General features: G+C 65.1%; 14 protein-coding genes. 5 read left to right on the top strand and 9 right to left on the bottom strand.

The genetic code is table 11. The features are described 5' to 3' along the window. Nucleotides 1-109: 109 nt before the first annotated feature. Nucleotides 110-1,930, top strand: coding sequence for a pentapeptide repeat-containing protein (locus FZP69_RS13850; RefSeq protein WP_192918586.1), 1,821 nt, complete (start codon nucleotides 110-112; stop codon nucleotides 1,928-1,930). 870 nt (nucleotides 1,931-2,800) lie between these two features. Here the strand turns inward: FZP69_RS13850 and FZP69_RS13845 are convergent. Next, nucleotides 2,801-3,052 (bottom strand): phage repressor protein, encoded by a 252-nt coding sequence (locus FZP69_RS13845; RefSeq protein WP_204960023.1) that lies wholly within the window; start codon nucleotides 3,050-3,052, stop codon nucleotides 2,801-2,803. A gap of 455 nt (nucleotides 3,053-3,507) precedes the next feature. On the opposite strand from FZP69_RS13845, the gene FZP69_RS13840 reads away from it, so the two are divergent. Next, the gene (locus FZP69_RS13840; protein ID WP_240137635.1) at nucleotides 3,508-4,608 is read left to right on the top strand and encodes a tyrosine-type recombinase/integrase; all 1,101 of its coding nucleotides are present in this window, start codon (nucleotides 3,508-3,510) and stop codon (nucleotides 4,606-4,608) included. Between the two features lie 349 nt (nucleotides 4,609-4,957). Here the strand turns inward: FZP69_RS13840 and FZP69_RS13835 are convergent, their stop codons facing one another. The 5 genes from FZP69_RS13835 to pyk all read right to left on the bottom strand — a co-directional run bounded on the left by FZP69_RS13835 (nucleotide 4,958) and on the right by pyk (nucleotide 10,225). Beyond that, the gene (locus FZP69_RS13835; protein ID WP_152041992.1) at nucleotides 4,958-5,725 is read right to left on the bottom strand and encodes a hypothetical protein; all 768 of its coding nucleotides are present in this window, start codon (nucleotides 5,723-5,725) and stop codon (nucleotides 4,958-4,960) included. Further along, nucleotides 5,725-6,612 (bottom strand): hypothetical protein, encoded by an 888-nt coding sequence (locus FZP69_RS13830; protein WP_152041991.1) that lies wholly within the window; start codon nucleotides 6,610-6,612, stop codon nucleotides 5,725-5,727. The genes FZP69_RS13835 and FZP69_RS13830 overlap by 1 nt, the downstream gene beginning before the upstream one ends. Continuing rightward, a complete protein-coding gene (locus tag FZP69_RS13825) occupies nucleotides 6,609-7,880 on the bottom strand; it encodes an ArgE/DapE family deacylase (RefSeq protein ID WP_152041990.1) in 1,272 nt (423 codons plus the stop codon). Before FZP69_RS13825 ends, FZP69_RS13830 begins: the two co-directional genes overlap by 4 nt. 137 nt (nucleotides 7,881-8,017) lie before the next feature. Next, complete coding sequence (locus FZP69_RS13820) at nucleotides 8,018-8,299, bottom strand: DUF7312 domain-containing protein (RefSeq protein WP_152041989.1); 282 nt, start codon at nucleotides 8,297-8,299, stop codon at nucleotides 8,018-8,020. Between the two features lie 144 nt (nucleotides 8,300-8,443). After that, nucleotides 8,444-10,225 carry a pyruvate kinase gene (gene pyk / locus FZP69_RS13815; RefSeq protein WP_152041988.1) on the bottom strand — a complete coding sequence of 594 codons (1,782 nt, stop codon included), beginning with the start codon at nucleotides 10,223-10,225 and terminating at the stop codon, nucleotides 8,444-8,446. 141 nt (nucleotides 10,226-10,366) lie between these two features. On the opposite strand from pyk, the gene FZP69_RS13810 reads away from it, so the two are divergent. Together FZP69_RS13810 and FZP69_RS13805 are read left to right on the top strand one after the other, a co-directional pair. Next, nucleotides 10,367-11,152 (top strand): cytochrome bc complex cytochrome b subunit, encoded by a 786-nt coding sequence (locus tag FZP69_RS13810; protein WP_152041987.1) that lies wholly within the window; start codon nucleotides 10,367-10,369, stop codon nucleotides 11,150-11,152. 115 nt (nucleotides 11,153-11,267) lie between these two features. Continuing rightward, nucleotides 11,268-11,717, top strand: a complete 450-nt coding sequence (locus FZP69_RS13805; RefSeq protein ID WP_152041986.1) for a hypothetical protein — start codon at nucleotides 11,268-11,270, stop codon at nucleotides 11,715-11,717. 371 nt (nucleotides 11,718-12,088) lie between these two features. Here the strand turns inward: FZP69_RS13805 and metG are convergent, their stop codons facing one another. The 3 genes from metG to FZP69_RS13790 all read right to left on the bottom strand — a co-directional run bounded on the left by metG (nucleotide 12,089) and on the right by FZP69_RS13790 (nucleotide 16,969). Continuing rightward, nucleotides 12,089-14,167: a methionine--tRNA ligase gene (gene metG / locus FZP69_RS13800; protein WP_152041985.1), complete on the bottom strand. Its 2,079-nt coding sequence runs from the start codon at nucleotides 14,165-14,167 to the stop codon at nucleotides 12,089-12,091. Nucleotides 14,168-14,325: 158 nt separating this feature from the next. Beyond that, complete coding sequence (locus FZP69_RS13795; protein WP_152041984.1) at nucleotides 14,326-16,341, bottom strand: PAS domain-containing sensor histidine kinase; 2,016 nt, start codon at nucleotides 16,339-16,341, stop codon at nucleotides 14,326-14,328. 55 nt (nucleotides 16,342-16,396) lie between these two features. Beyond that, entirely contained in the window at nucleotides 16,397-16,969 is a 573-nt protein-coding gene (locus tag FZP69_RS13790; protein WP_152041983.1) for a YqaA family protein, read from the bottom strand. A gap of 302 nt (nucleotides 16,970-17,271) precedes the next feature. On the opposite strand from FZP69_RS13790, the gene FZP69_RS13785 reads away from it, so the two are divergent. Beyond that, on the top strand, nucleotides 17,272-18,864 hold the full coding sequence (locus tag FZP69_RS13785; protein ID WP_152041982.1) for a sensor histidine kinase: 1,593 nt from the start codon (nucleotides 17,272-17,274) through the stop codon (nucleotides 18,862-18,864). Nucleotides 18,865-18,884: the final 20 nt, after the last annotated feature.

Genomic DNA, 18,884 nt, shown 5'->3' with positions numbered 1-18,884 from the left:
TTGTTGTTATCGAGAGACGTGGGGGGATCGTGACCGGTGTATCTGGCATGCCGAGACTAAGTCAGGAGAGAAAAAACCGTTTGAGGAGTTACGAGCAACTCGAGAGACGATGGAAAATCGTATCATAAATCGGGATGGGCAGAACGGTCCCGCCGAACTACTCGACAGGGCGGACCTGTCGGGGACAGACCTGTCGGGAGCGCCCCTGTCGGGGGCGACGCTGTCGGGGGCAGACCTGTCGGAGGCGGACCTGTCGGATGCAGACCTGTCAAGGACGGACCTGTCGGATGCAGACCTGTCGGAGGCGAACCTGTCGAGAACGGGCCTGTGGATGGCGACCCTGTCGGATGCAGACCTGTCGGATGCAGACCTGTCGGATGCGGAGCTGCGGAAGGCGGACCTGTCGGGAGCGACCCTGTCGGATGCTGACCTGTCGGGGACGGACCTGTGGAGGACGGACCTGTCGGGGACGGACCTGTGGAGGACGGACCTGTCGGGGACGGACCTGCGGGAGGCGGACCTGTCGGGAGCGACCCTGTCGGATGCGGACCTGTCGGGAGCGAACCTGCGGAAGGCGGACCTGTCGGATGCGGACCTGTCGGGTGTGGACCTGTCGGATGAGAACCTGCGGGAGGCGGACCTGTCGGGAGCGACCCTGTCGGATGCGAACCTGTCGGGAGCGAACCTGCGGAAGGCGGACCTGCCAGATGCGGACCTATCGGATGCGGACCTGCGGAAGGCGACTCTGTCGGATGCGGACCTATCGGATGCGGACCTGCGGAAGGCGACTCTGTCGGAGGCGGACCTGTCGGGTGCGGACCTGTCGGGTGCGGACCTGTCGGGGACGGACATATCGGGGACGGACATATCGGGGGCTGACCTGTCGGAGGCGGACCTGTCGGAGGCGGACCTGTCGGAGGCGGACTTGCAGGGGGTGACCCTGTCGGAGGCAGACTTGCAGGGGGTGATCCTGTCGGAGGCGGACTTACAGGGGGTGACTCTGTCGGAGGCGAACCTATCGGGGACGGACCTGCAAAAGGCGGACCTGTCGAGAACGGGCCTGTCGGATGTGGACCTATCGGGTGCGGACCTGTCGAGGACGGGCCTGTCAGGTGCGGATCTGTCGGATGCAGACCTGTCGGATGCAGACCTGTCGGATGCGAACCTGTCGGATGCGGATCTGTCGGATGCGAACCTGTCGGGAGCGACACTGCGGGAGGCGGACCTGTCGGGTGCGGACCTGCAGAAGGCGGACCTGTCGGGGGCTGACCTGCAGAAGGCGGACCTGCAGAAGGCGGACCTGTCGGGGGCTGACCTGTCGGATGCGAACCTGCAGAAGGCGACTCTGTCGGATGCGAACCTGCAGAAGGCGGACCTGTCGGGGGCTGACCTGCGGAAGGCGGACCTGCGGAGTGTCGACTTCTCAGAAGCGGCGTTCACTCAGGCAACTCGGTGTGGTCGGCAATCAAGAGCAGAAACATCCGCCAATTCGCCCTCAGACTGGGATGAAATAGCGAGAGCATATCATACGGTCAAGGACGAATTGAGTGCCCGGGGATTGGTCGGAAAGGCTCGACGGCAGTATCTATGGGAGCGTCGCGCACGCCGTGTAGAGGCAGGAATAGATGGTGATTACAAGGCTTATGTCCTCTCGTGGCTCTCCCGTTACACGACCGGGTACGGTGTGGACCTGAAAGCAGTCGTTGGCGTCATGCTTCTGATTTTCCTGCTCCCGACCGCAGTGTACTGGTGGCACGCGGGGTTTGATCAGTACCTCTCTTACAGCGTCGTCACGTTTGTGACCGCTCGCCCGCCGGATCCGCCGATCACCGATGGAGTGACTCGGGCGGCGGCTCTGTTCCAGACTTTCTTCGGTACTCTGAGCACCGTTCTCTTGGGGTACGTCCTCGCCACCCGCGAGTCGATCTGATCCCCCCACACGGGCGACTGAATTCCTCAACGACGTTGCGGACGCAGCCACTCGCCTCGGTCGGCCACCGCCGGGTGTGTCTCCCGATTCAGTCCAATTCTGTCAGACTGTCGTACTTTCGAGCGATTCATAACTGGTTAGATTCGGTCTTTATCACTGTTTCCTCCGGTTCCAATATCTCTGTCAGTAGGCCTTTTCCTATTGAATCGTGTAGACTCGGTAAAGACGGACTCACGTTCTGGTCAGTTGAGAATACAGATCCCTGTCAAATTAATTCAGAACGAACGAGTCCAGTACACGACGGCCCGCCGGGTCCCTTCTTGAACGAAATAAACCGTCTCGTCTCTCTATACGCGTCAATACATACTATTAGCCTCTCCTTCGGTTGTTGTTGCCTCCAAACCCCGCTCTTGTATGGCGGTTTTCGCTCGTTCCCTGATAGCGCCTACTTGTAGCCAGAATCATCTTGGTACCAAGGACAGGCACCATCGTTTTGTGGCTTCTCAACCCTTCTACCTCCATGACAGAGCAAAGACCACGTATACAAGCGGAGACGATCGAGCAACTGGGTGAAATCGTTGGTACCATCGATGGTACCGACGTTGAACAGACGAGTGTAGATCAGCAAATTCGTCTTCTCGTCGACGCACACAGAAGTCTTGCCCGCGAGCGTCGTGAGCTCACTCTCCATCTGCGGGCAATTACTGAGCAGCGTCAGGCAGACTCTTTCTTTTCAATTCCGTCAAAACAGTCCTTTAGCGAGGGTAGGCGGTGGTAAGCAGAGTTTGCCTTCATTCAGCGGAAGACAGAGCTCCGGTCTTAATACGCCGCCCACGCAGAACTCCACTACACTTAGTCAAAGATGCAGGATCACTCCTCAGTTGACTCGTTTGTATCGGCAACTTCGGCTGCGTCCAATTCTCCTTCCAGATACAACTCTCCATCCTCAGTTATCTGATACAGTCCCCTCCCTAGATTTCTCAACAGTCCGTGATCACGGAGGGCACGGCACCGCCGACCAACGTACTTTGGATGCTTGTCGGTTTTCTCGCCAATTAGTTTTGGAGGATACTGACCCTCGTCCTTCAGTAGTTCCAGTATGAGATCGTCCACGGGCTTCATCCACTCTCCACGTTTACGCATAGTCCATCCTTGGTTCAGCATGAAACGGGGTTGTGCTGGACCAGTTCCCACTGGTGTACAACATGATGATACTTCCATTGAGGCGAATCATCTCTGGACTCGATCAAGATTCATTTCAAGAAAGTATCTATGCTTAAGACACATTTGAATTCCTTCGGAGGAACATTTTGTTTCCAGGGGCTAGGATGGACATTAGACAAGCACCACTCAACAGAGTCGTGAAAACGGGAAGGCAGAGTGGACCTGTGGAGAGGTCCGGGAGTGGCGCTTGTCGAAACCCGATAACGCCGTGCTAAAGAACGAACACGCTCCCGATAAAACACTCGGAGAGCACGACCCGGTTCAAAGAAAAGAACGAACAAGAGTCAGTAGATATCCGCTTCTCCGCCACGAGAGACGACCAGTCAGGACCTTTCCGTCGGATGGTGAGGCCAATGGAGGAGCTTGAGCCTCTCCCACCGCGCGAAGGAATGCAGATGTGGCTGGACCGTCAGCGAACTGAAAAGGCTGAGGAGACGGTTCAGAGCTATTTCTACCGCGTGAGGCAGTTCGTGGAGTGGTGCGAGTCACATGGAATCGACAACCTCAACGACCTCACCACTCGAGACATCTACGCGTTCGATAACGAGTGTCGGGCTGACGGACACGCACAATCGACGCTAAATAATCGACTCGGGACGATCAAGCTCTTTCTCGGGTTCTGCGCCGATTACAACGCTGTCGCTGAGTCGGTAGTGAAAGCCGTCGACATACCATCCCTCGTGAAGACAGAACGGGTGAATGAAGAGAAGTTGTCACGGACGAGGGCCGAAGAAATCCTCGGCAATCTCACGACGTATCGACACGCATCACGGGAACACGGTCTGTTCTCGCTCGCGTGGGAGTCGACCGCGCGATTGGGTGCACTCCGAGCGTTAGATGTCGGTGACTGCTTCTTGAAGAACGAGCATCTCGACCGCCTCCTCCATTACCCGGAGATCGACGACACCGAGTTCGACGAGATTCGCGATGTGGTTCAGGTACCGTTCGTCTACTTTCGTCACAGAGAGGAGACGCCACTGAAGAACAAGCACGAAGGGCAGCGTCCAGTGGCTATCACCGAGGACGTCGCCAGCGTGCTCAGAGGGTATATCATGGTGAATAGGGTCCAGACGATGGATGATAACGGACGAGCTCCACTGTTTTCGACCGAGAAGGGCTCCGGTCGGATGTCGAAGAGCGCCATCCGTCGCGTCTTCAACATCATTAGCCAACCGTGTCGGTTCGGCGCCGACTGCCCACACGGCCGTGATATCGAGACCTGCGAGGCGCGTAAGCATGGACTCGAAGCACGGTGTCCATCGTCTCGGTCACCTCACCGAGTCCGCACGGGATCGATCACCGACCATCGAGACCGTGGCTGGCCGCCGGAGGTGTTAGCTGAACGGGCGAACGCGACGCCCGAGGTAATTCGCCAGCACTACGATCACCCGCAGCAGCTCCGCCGGATGGAATCCCGACGTGACCTTCTTGAGGACGGTGAGGGGGATGAGTAAGACTGCTCCCCCGCAACAAGAGGAGCGTCCATCTCAGCGGTCCCATGTTTTCGGAGAAAACTGGGAGTACGAGCTGTCCTCACGGGCATCTCGGCGGTCCCATTCCAGCTTTTACGCTGCGGGCTGACTTCGTCAGCCCTCGGTAAAACCTGGATCAGCGCCAGAAATCTCCGATTTCTGGCTGTTCAGCCAGAACGCACGGCGTTCTGGCAACAAAAGCACTCCTCCCTCGCTCCGCTTCGCTCCGTTCGGTCGTCGGCCCGCGACTCGCTCCACTCGTCGCGGAACAGTACAGAATGACCTCGACCGCTCGAGGTTCGTATTTCGACTCTCGTGGTTCCCGACCGACTCAGCCCTCACGCGCGACGACCACTCCCCGTTTCCGCGCTTCCCGCGCCGCCCCGACCGTGAGCGCGTGGTACGCCTCGCCCAGCTCCGCCTCGACCACGAGGTCGTCGAAGCCGCCGAGGACACAGACGTCGGAGACGAGGTCGGCGACCGCGTGCGTCACTCCCTCGGTGTCGTCGGACGAGAGGTACGGCGTCGTGCTCGTCGTCACCCGTTCGACGAGCGCGTCGTCGGTCTCCCCCTTCGGGTCGATTTCGGCCGCGAGACTCGCCTCGCCGTACGACGCCTCGAACCGGACGCCAGCACCGTACGCTCGGGGACGGAGCGTCAGTCGCCCGCCGCCGGCCTCGACGGTCACCGGCTCCGAGACGGTGGTCCGGCTCGGGACATCGCCGACGATGTCGACCTCGCCGACCGCCCGCGCCAGGTCGGGGTTCGGCAGGCCCGCGGGGTGGCCGACGACGTTCGACGGCGGGAGCGACGTCGAGTAGCAGAACCGGTGTTCGGGCCGGGCGAAGTCCCACGTCTCGACGCGGCCCGTCACGCGGGCGGCGGTCACGCCACGGAGCCCCAGCGGACCGAGGACGTGTTCGACGACGAACGCCCGGTTTGCGTCCCCGCCGAGGTCGACCCGGACGTCCGCCTTGACGACGTGGTCGAGGTCGGCCGGGAGGCCGTTGATCTCGATCCCCGGCGTCTCCTTCGGCTCGACGCGAACCTCGCTGCCGACGACCGGGTCGGCGAGCGTTCGAACGGAGCCTGTCGACATCAGCGCGACTCCTCCGGCTGCTGGAGCCTGTCGACGACGCGTTCGAGGAGGTCGCGCGTCCGTTCGAAGTCGTCGTGGTCGAACCGGTCACCGGGCCGGCCGGCACCGAACGCGACCTTCTCCGGCGCGGGGAGCCGCGAGAAGACCGTCGGTCGCGGCAGCCACTCGTAGCCTGCGTCGCCGACGACCGCGCGGTGGGCGTCTTCGACCGCCTCGCGCAGGGCGGCACTGGGGCTGGCTCGCTCGACGCCCACCTGGAACTCGAGGTCGACGTCGACCGCGGCCTCGTCGACCGGGATCCCTGTTCGAAACCGCTCTGCGAGCTCGCTCTGCGTGGTCGCGGGCGTGGTCGATACGTCGAACCGAACCCGGAGGTCGTCGGTCACGGTCACCTCGCTCACCGAGAGCGTCGTCAGCCCCGTCCGGAACACGCCCCGGTCGTCGTCGGCGACCGGGTAGTGGTCGTGGCGGGCGCGTGCGGCCGCGAGAACGCTGTCGAGACGCTCCCGCACGGGGCGCACTCGTCGTGGGTCGCCGTCGAGCGGGACGGTCACGGTCGCCGTGGCGGTCCCCGTGGCGACCGTCGCGACGAACCCCGACAGTGGGGCGAGCACGAGCCACGGTCCGTCGCGCGTCAGATCCACGTCGCCGTGGTGGACGCGGACGCCCTCGACCGCGTCGGCGACCGCGAGCGCCGCGGCGAGGTGCCCGCAGGCGACGGCGTCGGGCCCCTCGTATCCCGTCTCGGTGCGCGTCGCGTCTCCAGTCGCGTGCGCGTCGGCGACGACGACCTCCACCGAGTGCGGATCGCGGTCGTTCCCGTCGAGTTCGACCGCGCGCGCCGTGTCGACGACCGCCGCCGGCGTGCGGTCGAGTCCCTCGCTCACTCCGCGAGCACCCCCAGGAGGTCGGCGGTCGAGACGGCCATCACCTTCGCCGCGGTGAGGATCTCCTCGACGGGGACGTACTCGTCGACGACGTGCGCCTGGTCGAGGAGGCCCGGTCCGTAGACGATACACTCCTCGATGCCGGCGTCGTTGACGACGAACCGCTGGTCGTCCGACCCCGGCGAGACGACGAACTCGGGGTCGCCGTGGAAGTCGCGGACGTGTTCGGCGTACGTGCGCGCGACGGTACACTCCTCGGAGACGGCGGTGGGCTCGGCGTACATGATCTCGTCGTACGAGAGCGTGGTGTCGAACTCGTCCTCGGTCTCGGCCATGAGTGAGCGCACCTCTTCGCGGGCACCCTCGACCGTCTCTTCGGGGACCAGGACACGGTAGAACGTCGCCCGACACCGGTCGGGGACGACGTTCTCGGAGTAGCCGGCGTCGAGCATCGTCGCCGAGACGTCCGCGTGGCGCGACTCCACGGGCGTCACCGGCAGGTCGGTCGTCCGGTCGTGGAGCGTCTCGCGATACCGCTCGACCCGCGAGAGGAAGTCGTTCATGGCCGTGATGGCGTTGCGGCCGTCGTGGGCCATACAACCGTGGGCCTTCTCGCCGGTGGCCGTCACGTGGAACTTGAGCACGCCGCGGTGGCCGAGGCAGACCCGCGAGGAGTCGAAGCACTCGGTGTAGACGCAGTAGTCGGTGTTGTCGGGTGAGACGTACCCCTCGTCGACGAGGTAGCCAAGCCCCGTGAACCCGCCCGTCTCCTCGTCGACGGTCATGCTCTGGGTGATCGTCCCCGGCAGCGGCGTGTCCAGCGAGACGAGCGCGTCGACGGCGAAGAGGCTCGCGGCGATCCCCGACTTCATGTCCGAGGCCCCGCGGCCGTAGATGCGGCCGTCCGCGACCACGGCCTCGTACGGGTCGGTCGACCAGTCCTCGCCCGCGGGGACGACGTCGAAGTGGCCGGTGAAGTGGACGTGTGGGCCGTCCCCGGTGTCAGTTCCGAACCGTCGCCCGACGACGTTCACCCGCTCGTGGTCGGTCCGCTCCGGGTAGTGACGGGCGACCACCTCCGGGGGGACCGTGACCTGTTCGACGTCGTATCCCCGTTGTTCCAGCGCGGCGGTCAGGAAGTCGGCCCCCTCGCGGTAGTTCCTCCCGGGCGGGTTCTCGGTCTCGAGGGCGAGGAAGTCGCGCATGAACGCGACGATCTCCGCCTCGCGTGCGTCGACCGCGTCGTAGAGTTCGGCTTTCGTGATCATCGTCGGGGGCCGACTGGTTCCGGTGACCAGTCCACGCCTGCCAGGATTCCGTCACGCGATAAAAACGGTTCGAACCAACCAGTGCGCCACGGTCAGCGGCAGTTGCGCCCGGCGGGGTGCGGCCACCGTCGGTGGGGTCAGACGACGGTCGACAGCAGCAGGAGCGTGCCGACGACGCCGAGCAGGACGAAGAAGACGCTTTCGAGCCGCGGCTGACCTGGTTCGAGTGGTTCGGGCTCGGAGTCGATGATCCCGTCAGGACCGACCTCGTCGAGCCCGAACTCCCACTGGCTCTCGTCGGCCGCGGTCTCGGCGACGTCGTCGCCGGAGGCTCCGGCCGGTTCGCCGTCAGCGGGGTCGTCCTCGGCGGACGACTGGGCGTCGTGGTCGGTCTCGGCATCCGGACTGGACTGCGCCATTACCAACAGTTGGTGGGGGAGCGTCAAATGCCTACCGCACACGGTCGAAACACTCGAAATCCCCGGTGACGACGACCGAGACCGCCGGTGGCGACGACAGAGCCTCCCCGTGAGACGACACGACGCCTGGCAGCTACTACGACGCTACGACCGGCCGTTCGCGATGGCGTGGCGGTCGCGGTCCTCCGGGGCGAGGATGTCGCCCTCGAAGACGATGCCGCGCTCGGCGTGGAGGGTGACCATCGTCTCCTCGTCGATCGTGTCGGGGATCGGTGCGCCGGAGATCATCGGGATGTCGAGTTCGCGCGCGACCATCGCGGGGTAGCCCGTGAGACCCGGCCGGGCGTCGACGATGGCACCGAGTTTGCGGGCGTCGCCGTCGAACTCGCCGTCGAAGTCCGCACCGAGGTAGAGGACGGCACCCTCCGGCACGGCCGAGAGGTCGCCGTCGGCCGTCCGGTAGAGTGGACCGGCGATCCGCCCGGCGACGATCTTCCGCCCGTTGGCGATCGCCTCGGCGACGACGTGAACCTTCAGCATGTTGGTCGTGTTGGTCTCCTCGAGTTCGGTCATCATCCCGGAGAGGATGACGATCGTGTCGCCGCTCTCGGCCACCCCAGCTTCGAGCGCCGCGTTCACCGCGTCGTCCATCACCTCGGCGGCGCTCTGACGGTACTCGGAGTAGCGGGCGTCGATCCCCCACGAGAGGGCGAGTTGCCGGCGGACCCGGTCGTTCGGGGTCGTCGCGATGACCGGGACGCCGGGGCGGAACTTCGCCGTCTTCCGGGCGGTGTACCCCGACTCGCTCGCCGCCACGACGGCCGCCGCGTTGACGTCGCGGGCGAGATAGCGCGCCGAGCGGGCCAGCGCCTCCGTCCGCGAGTCGGTGCTCGCCGTCGGTACGCGCTGTTCCTGACTCTCGTCGTACTCCTCCGTGGACTCGACCTCGCGGACGATCCGGGCCATCGTCTCGACGACGCGCACGGGGTGGTCGCCCACGGCGGTCTCCCCCGAGAGCATCACCGCGTCGGTCCCGTCGAGCACCGCGTTGGCCACGTCCGACGCCTCCGCGCGCGTCGGCCGTCTGGCGTGGACCATCGAGTCGAGCATCTCCGTCGCCGTGATGACCGGCACGCCAGCGGCCTGACACCGCCGGATGATCCGTTTCTGGATCATCGGCACGTCCTCCAGCGGGCACTCCACGCCCAGATCGCCGCGGGCGACCATCACGCCGTAGGCGGCCTCGACGATCTCGTCGAGGTTCTCGACGGCACCCGCGCGTTCGATCTTCGCGATGACGGGGATGTCTGCGCCGTGTTCCTCGAGGAAGTCGGAGATGGCGTAGATGTCGTTCGCCGAGCGGATGAACGAAGCGGCGACGAAGTCGACCTCCTTCTCCGCCGCGAGCGCGAGGTCGCGCGCGTCCCCCTCCGTGATGAGGTCGATGTCCAGGTCGACGCCGGGGACGTTGACACCCTTGCGCCCACTGAGGTCGCCGCCGGAGTCGATACGGGCGACGACCGCCTCGCCGTCGATGTCCGTGACGGTCGCCTCGATGCGCCCGTCGTCGAGGAGGATCCGGTCGCCGACGCTCACCGCGGAGATGGAGTACGAGAGCCCCACCTCCGCCGACGTCGCCTCGTCGCCCTCGACGAACCGGACCTCGCTCCCCGTCTTCAGGAAGATGGGTTCGTCGAGCGGTGCGGTTCGTACCTCCGGTCCCTTCGTGTCGATCATCGCCGCCAGTGGGTCGCGGATCTCGTCGTCGACGGCGCGGATCCGGTCGACCACCTCCGCACGGTGTTCGACCGAACCGTGGCTCGCGTTGAGTCGAGCCACGGACATCCCGGCGTCCGCGAGCCGCCTGATCGTGTCCTCGTCGTCCGACGCTGGCCCGAGCGTGCAGACGATTTTCGCGTTTCGCATGGACGCCGCTACGCCCGAGTAGCGTAAAAAGACCGGCGATGAAACTCTCGAGCGAGTAAACCTCTCTCACGAGCGGTGGCGAGTCTATATAGGACACCCGGGCCGCGCGCGGCTTATCTCCGCTCGACGCCTCTGGGAGGTATGGATCCGGACGACCCCTCCACGAACGGTGTCGGGTCCGACCCACGGCCCGACGGGGGTACGATCCCCCCTGCGATCCCCTCGGACGACACGACCCCGACCTGGCGTGAGCGGAAGGCCCGGACGACCGGGCTGTCGCGGCTCACCTACGAGTACTTCGAACGGGCGCGGTACGAGGACCAGACCCTCCGTCAGGAGTCGACGTACGTCGAGCGCGACGTGCTCGGTTTCCCGACGTGGCCCCACGAGACGGTGCGGAACGCCTCTATCGCCTCGTTCTTCGTCGGGATGATCCTGTTCCTCTCGGCGACGATGCCGCCGCACATCGGCCCGCCCGCGAACCCCTCCTCGACCCCCGCGGTGATCCTCCCCGACTGGTATCTCTACTGGTCGTTCGGTCTGCTCAAGCTCGACCCGCTGAACCCCGAGCTCGCCATCCTCGGCGGGCAGAAGATCATGGCCGACCGCACGTACGGCGTCCTCGCGAACGTGGTCGTGGTGGGCCTGATCGCCATCGTCCCCTTCCTCAACAAGGGGAGCGCTCGCAGACCGGTCGAGCAGCCGTTCTGGGCCGCCGTCGGCGTGCTCGGCGTCGTCTTCGCGTTCACCATCTCGCTGCTGTCGGTGAAGAACCTCGTGCCGATGAACGTCGACCTGCTGTTCGACCTGACGTTCCTCCTACCGATCGTGGCGGGGATCGTCACCTATGCAGTGCTGAAGACGATGCGCGAGGGGTACATGTACGACCTCAACCGCCGCTACTACCGGCTCCGACCGCCGCGGTGAGGTCCGAGCCGGCTCTGTTGAACTCCTCTCTATACGAGAATTTGCTGGGACGGTGATGAATACACAGCGTGTATGTGGCAAGTTTCTTATTACGACTCCCTGACTACCCGAGAACATGAATAAGGACAGGGTAAAACGGCGAGTTAACATCGTCCGGACGGCAATCAGCGGGGACGATATAGAGCGATTATACGGTGAAGATCAACCGACGCTTGAAACGATTAGGAACGTTGCCAGCTCGGAGATTCCTAATGAAATTGATGGTATCATCCAGGAGGCCCTATCTGATATTGATGTTGAGTTCGGTGCACTGGATGTCCCAGAGAAAGATCTCGTGAGGGTTCTTGTTCACGCGGCTAGGATCACCGGAACCAGAGTAAAGTGGAACATTCTACTAACGGAAGTCCATGAATTGGTTACCAGAGTAGAACCAGCGATGGTGACCGTTACCGTACCTGAAGTATCAGCAACAAGAGGGTGTCCGGATTGCGGAAATGAGCTCGTGGACGATCCGGACATATGTTCTAACTGTGGTTGGGAATCCGAACACCCCATCAACTCGTGATTAAGTCGTCCTGATGAAAACACTCTCTACGTTTAGCTTGTGGTTTGTAACACTGGTTTGATAGCTACATCGAGAGCTTCGTTCGTGTTGGTCAGCCAGTCATCTCTTCCGGTGCACCTTCATCCTCGTTTTCGTCCGTCACGCACCGCTGCAACAGAATCGATATCCACGTCTGCAAGTCGGCCTGAAAGTAGGTCGCCAAGTCGTGGTCGTGGTTCGTCGTTGTCGGACGAGTCATCGGTCCAATTCGGCGGCGTTACGAAGCTACCCATTGCTGGTAGTTGCGGACGTGCCTGTACATCGTTTTCTCTGGTAGGGAGTTCTACCGTACCGATCCGTTCCAGAGCAATTCAACGGAGCCACCGAGACGGTTAGCGGATCTTCTCGCCGGGCACCGCGTCGCCCAGCGTCGTCAGCAGGTCCGCCTCCTCGCCCGCCGCCAGCAGCATCCCGTTCGACTCCACGCCGAACAGCTCCGCCTTCTCGAGGTTCGCGAGGATGATCACCCGCTCGCCGACCAGCGAGTCGAGGTCGTGGAGCTGTTTGATGCCCGCGACGACCTGTCGCTCCTCGACGCCGATGTCGACCTCGAGGCGGGCGAGTTTGTCCGCCCCCTCGATCCCCTCCGCCGCGAGGATCCGGCCGACGCGGATGTCGAGTTCCTGGAAGTCGTCGAAGCCGATCCGTTCCGTGGCGAGCGGCTCGAGATCGACGTCGGCGGTCGTGTCTGCCTCGTCGGTGGCGGAGTCGTCCGCGTCTTCGTCGCTGGCGTCGGCCTCGCTCTCCGCGATCCGCGCCTGGAGCTTCTCGTTCAGCTCCTCGACCCGCTCGTCGGCGACCTTCTCGAAGAGCTCGGTGGGTTCGGCGAACTCGCGTGCCGGGGGTTCGAGCGCGGCACCGAGTTCGACATCGTGGATCGACGTCCCCTCGTCGAGGCTCGCCCAGAGCCGTTCGGCCTTCCCGGGCGCGATGGGCTCGAATAGCACGCCGACGGCCTTGGCGATCTGGACGCAGTCGCGGATAACCTGCGCCTTCTGCGGGTCGTCGTCCGCGAGCTTCCACGGCTCGTTCCGCTGGATGTACTCGTTGCCGAACGCGGCGAGTCGGACCGCGGCGTCACCCACCCGGCGGACGGAGTAGTCGTTGACGCCCTCGCGGAAGTCGTCGATGGCGTCGTCGATCCGCTCGCGGACCTCGCTCGAGAGGTCGGCCTCGGGGGTGCCGCCGAACTCGCGGTACGCGAACAGCAGCGACCGGTAGAGGAAGTTGCCGACGGTCCCGACGAGTTCGTTGTTGACCCGCTCGCGGAAGCGTTCCCACGAGAAGTCGACGTCCTGCTGGAAGCCGCCGTTGGTCGCCAGGTAGTACCGGAGGAGGTCGGGGTGAAAGCCCTCGTCGAGGTACTCGTCGGCCCACACCGCCCGGTCGCGGGAGGTGGAGAAACCCTTGCCGTTGAGCGTGATGAAGCCGCTCGCCATCACCGCGCGGGGCTCGTTGTAGTCGGCTCCGCGGAGCATCGCGGGCCAGAACACCGTGTGGTGCTGGATGATGTCGCGGCCGATGACGTGGACGATCCCGCCGTCGACCTTCCACGGCTCCTCCCAGTCGTACTCGTCGCTTCCGACCCGTTCGGTGTACTGCTTCGTCGAGGAGACGTACTCGATCGGTGCGTCGACCCAGACGTAGAGCACGAGGTCCGTTCCCTCCTCGGGGTAGTCGATCCCCCAGTCGAGGTCGCGGGTGATACACCAGTCTTTGAGTTCGCCCTCGATCCACTCGCGGGGCTGATTGCGGGCGTTCGACGTGCCCTCCAGCCGGGAGATGAACGACTGGAGGTACTCCTGGAACTCGGAGACGCGGAAGAACTTGTGTTCTCGATCCCGGTACTCGGCGGGATTGCCCGTCAGCGTTGAGGTGGGATCTTCGATCTCACCGGGTTCGAGGTGCCGGCCACAACCCTCGTCGCACTCGTCACCTCTCGCGTGCGCGCCGCAGTACGGACAGGTCCCCTCGACGTATCGGTCGGGGAGGGGCTGTTCCTCGACCGGGTCGAACGCCACCTTGATCTCCTTCTCGTAGACGTGGCCGCCGTCGATCAGCCGCCGGACGATCTCCGTCGTCACCTCGGTGTTCGTCTCGTCGTGGGTGTGGCCGTAGTTGTCGAACTCGACGTTGAACTGCGGGAACGTCTCCTCGTACGTCTCGTGGTACGACAGGGCGAACTCTTCCGGGGTGAGCCCCTCCTTCTCGGCGTTGACCGCCACGGGCGTCCCGTGCATGTCGGAGCCCGAGACGAAGGCGGTTCGTTGCCCGAGCTTTCGGAGGGAACGCGCGTAGACGTCGCCCCCGACGTACGTGCGCAGGTGGCCGATGTGCAGGTCGCCGTTGGCGTACGGCAGCCCACACGTCACCACCGCGGGACTGTCCGTGGGAAAGTCCTCGTGGCTCATGTGTTACGTGTGACGCGGTGGAGGTCTAAAGGCCGCTGGTTTTTGGCCGTCGACCACAGACGATCGCGAGCCGATCGCACCCCTCGTGGGTGGCGTGACGGCACCGTCGTCACTGACCTGTCGTCGGTCCTCGGCGATCGCTGGCCAGCCGTCGGTCCTCACGCCGACGCGAGGGCGACGTTCCGCACCTCGAACCGCGCCCCACCGGTCGACCCGTCGGTGACAGTGACGTCCCAGCCGTGAGCGTCGGCGATCTCCCGGACGATCATCAGGCCGAGCCCCGTCCCGTCCGGTTTCGCCGAATAGCCGGCCTCGAAGACCGCGTCACGAACGTCGGGTGGGATACCCGGACCGTCGTCCTCGACGTAGAAGCCCCCGCGCGCGTCCACGTCCCGTCTCTCGTTCGCGTCTGCGGCCTCCGCCGACCCGTCGTCGAGCCGACCGACGCGGACGGTCACGCCGGCCCCCTCGGCGTCGCTGGTGTCGTCCCCGTCGCCGGCATCGGCCGGTGTCGTCTCACCCTCGTCGTCCGTCGTCGAACCGCCCCGCACGAAGTCGCCAGCCGGAGTCGCCGGTTCGTCGATCGGGTCGCCGGCCGCGGGGTGGCTCCCCGGAGCGCCGTGCCCGACGCTGCCACCGGACGTCTTCTCGCTCCCCGTGGAACCGTGTTCCACGCTATTCCGAAAGAGGTTCTCGAAGAACTGACGGAGCCGTTGCTCCTCCGCGCGCACGACGAGCCCCGTGTCGATCTCGACGGTCGCGTCCCCCGTCTCGACCAGGGTCCAGGACGCCTCGGCGACGGCGTCCAGGTCGACCGGGTCCGGGTCGTCGACGGGTGTCCCCTGCCGCGCGACGTTCAGGAGGTCGTCGATGAGGTCGCTCATCCGGCCGTGCGCACGGGCGACCGTGTCGAGTCGTTCGTGCTCGACCTCCGATCGCGCCAGTTCGAGGTTGCCGCTGGCGACCGCCAGCGGCCCGCGCAGGTCGTGCGAGACGACGCTCGTGAACGCCTCGAGCCGCTCGTTCTGTCGTTCGAGTTCGCGTTCGTCGCCCCGACGTTCCGTGACGTCCCGGGAGATGACGACGGCACCCTGCGGCGCCTCTCCTCCGGTCGCGTCCGTTCCCCGCAGCGGCGTCACCTGCAGTTCGGCGAACACCGTCCCCCGTGGCAGGTCGATACCGAGTTCGAGCCGTTCGCCGTCGGTCTCCCCCGCGACGACCGACTCGAGCGCGTCACAGAGCCGTTCGACGTTCTCGGGGTCGACGAGCATCTCGGCCGCCAGCGTCTCGATCGACTCGCCGACGATCGACTCGCGGGGTCGCTCTGCGTACGCCAGCACCCGGTCGTTCACCGAGGTGACGGTGAGCGACTCGTCGACCGTGTACGCCACGTCCTGCATGTTCTCGACGATCGCCTCGTACCGGCGGAGCCGTTCCTCGCGGCGGCGGCGCGCCGTGACGTCGCGCGAGTAGATCACGATGCCCCCGACGTCGGGGTCGTCGAGGAGGTTCCGCCCGCGGTTCTCGACCCATACCCACGAACCGTCGGCGTGTCGCAGTCTGAGTTCGTCCGTGAGCTCCCCGTCGGGGTCGTCGATCAGTCCCTTGAGTCGCTCGCTCGCCCGGTCGCGGTCGTCCGGGTGGACGTACGCGAGGCTGTCCTCGCCGACCAGGTCGTCGGGGTCGTAGCCCAGGAGTCGTTCGACTGCCGGGGAGACGTATCCGAACCGGCCGTCGGTGTCGACCACGGCGACGACGTCGGTCGACGCCGCGAGGAGCGTGGCGAACAGCCCGCGGTCCCCGTCAGCCGCCGCTCTTCGCTCTCGGATCACGTCGACGACTCGTTCCGCCACTCGAGTGAACGGGTCGGGTTCGTCCGTCCGGACGACCGCTGCCACGTTCGCGGTGAGGACCTCGACGGGGACGGTCTCCACCGACGAGAAGAGCACGCACGGGACCGCGGCGTGGTCGGTCGCGAGTGTCCGGAGGAACGACGGCTCGAACCCTGTGACGACGCAGTCGACCGACGCGGTCGCGATCCGGTCGAGCGCGTCGTCGGCGTCGCTGGTCGAGTAGACGTCGACGCGGTCGTCTACCGCCGCGAGTGATGCCGCCACCCGGTCCAGGGCGTCCTCGTCCTCGCCGAGGTGTACCACTCGCAGCGGGATGATCATCCCATTGAACACTATTTCCGAGGAGTATGTACGTTTCGGTGAACAGCCTTGAATTTCAGAACAGGTAGAAGAACGCCTCGACGCCGACGATGGTCACGACGAGCCGGCCGACGCTCCCGACGAACGTCGCCAGCGCGAACCGCCAGTAGTCCTCTTCGAGCACCGAGAACGCGTAGATCGACAGGGTGTCGGGGAAACCCGGCACGCAGAGAGCCAGCGCGAGACCACCGTACCCGTACCGCTGTGCGAGCTGGACGGTCTTCTTCTCGGACCACGCCACGACGTCGATGGGCGACCGTCGCAGGGCGCGGATGATGGGACCCGACTCCTTCGCCTCCTGCCCGATGTGGAAGGCGAAGACGCTCCCGGCGGCCTTGCCCACCCCCGACGTGAGGACGATGAGAGTCGTGTTCGCCCACCCCGGCAGGCCGAGGTTCAGCGGCGCGAGCAGGACGATCTCGCTCACCCCCGGCAGCGCGAAGGCGATGAGGAACGAGTAGCCGAAGATGATCCCCAGCCCCGGCCATCCCGTCGCGGTCCGGACGAGCGACGCGAACCACCCGCTCTCGGAGAAGACGAACGGCAGAGCGACGTCGGCGAGCGTCGACGCCAGAGCCGCGGATGTCACGGTGGATAGTTGGTGAGCGTGGACGTAAGTCTTGAGATTCTTCGAGGACGTGTAAAGCGAGCGTCACACGTGCCGAACGAGTGCTCGTCGGATCGTAGTAGTTGGCTGTCACGACCGCCCTCGCCCTGGACACTCGTCCACGGGTCGATCCGTGTTTCAGGGCTGAAAACAGGTAAGAGCCGTTGTATTCGACGATAACGTCAGGTTAAACACATCAGAGTCCCGGATATTCTTCCGAGCACTGTTTTGTCGGTATTATTATATCCGACGGAGGGATAAACCAGAACGAACGCTCGAGAGTCATGCATCCCCAGTCACGCCGTGACACGCTGTTGTACGTCTCGGATCGGGTCGACCGGTCCGACGCGTTCGACGGGCTGTCTGCCGACCACATCACGACGCGGTCAGCGGACAGTTTCGGGACGGCCGCCGACGTCCCCGACGCCGAGTGGGTGATCGTCGACGCCGAAGTGCTCGGAACGACGCCTCCACCGTGGTTCGAGGCGCTCTCCGGCGACGTCTACGTCCTCTCTCGATCGGAGACGCCCGCCCCGGACTGGGTGCACGCAGCCGACGTGCCGGTCGTGACGCCGACGCTCGTCGACCTCCTCACGAGCGTGGCGGCGCCCACCGACGACAGGCTCCGCGGCGTGACCGGTCCGCGTGAGTCCACCGACCCCACCACCGTCGGCACCACGGTGTCGACCCCCACCGACTCCGATGGGGACGCGACGTCCGTTCGGCCCGGCGGGACCAGCGATGGGGACGCAGGTCAACACACTGGTGGCGACCGTGCCGTCGAAGGTGGCGGTACTGCCGACGACGACCGCAGCGACGACCACCCGATGAAGGACGGACGGCCGGCCGACGTCGACGTGCTCGACTCGCTCTCGACCGTCCCGTTCCCCGTCGCGCTCCTCGACGAGGACGGGGTCATCCTGCTGGTCAACGACGCGTGGACGCGGTTCGGCGCGGAGAACGGTCGCGACCCCGACGAGACCGACGTCGGCCGCAACTACATCGCGGTCTGCGACCAGGCTAACGACACGTTCGCGACGGCGGCCGCCAAGGCGATCCGTCGCGTGGTCGACGGCGAGAGCGACGGCGACTGGATCGAGTACCCCTGTCACGGGAAGCGAACCCGCCGGTGGTTCTCTGCCGGTATCGTCCCCGTCGCGGACGCCGCCCCCGTCCGGGTAGCGGTCGTCCACTACGACATCTCCCAGTACAAACAGCGGATCAACGTGCTCGACCGGGTGCTCCGGCACAACCTGCGGAACAAGGCGAACATCATCCTCGGACACGCGGCCGCGCTGGCGAGCGACCGCGACGCCGAGACGGCGACCGCGGCGACGACGATCGGTGCAGCCGCGCGCGAGCTGCTCTCGCTGAGCGAACAGGCCCGCCGCTACCGCGAGGTCAACGCCGACGACCGCCCCACCACACCGATCGACCTGGTGGCCGTCGTGAACGAGGTGACCGAGCGGCTCGGCGAGCGGTACCCTCTCGCGGTGATCGAGACGTCGCTCCCCGCCGTGGCGGTCGTCCGGGGGACGCAGTCGCTCTCGCTCGTCGTCCACGAACTCGTCGAGAACGCCATCGTCCACAACGACTCCGATCCGTGGGTCCGCATCGAGGTCGTCCGCGTCCACGAGGGCGGCGACGAACGCGTGTCGATCCGCGTCAGCGACGACGGTCCGGGCATCCCCGAGCAGGACCGCCGACTCCTCACCGGCGGGCTGGAGGAACATCCCATCCGCCACGGCTCGCAGCTGGGCGTCTGGGTCGTCAGTAGCCTCGTCACCTCGCTCGACGGGAACGTCACCGTCGAACCGCGGTCTCCCCGTGGGAGCGTCGTCGCCGCGACGTTCCCGAGCGTCACCGTCGAGAAGTGAAGCGACGACCGAGCGGGAGT

Source organism: Salinigranum salinum (assembly GCF_009176545.1).
In the GTDB taxonomy this organism is placed as follows: domain Archaea; phylum Halobacteriota; class Halobacteria; order Halobacteriales; family Haloferacaceae; genus Salinigranum; species Salinigranum salinum.
The sequence above is the reverse complement of the archived record's forward strand: the minus strand, read 5'-3'. Positions and strand labels throughout refer to the sequence as shown.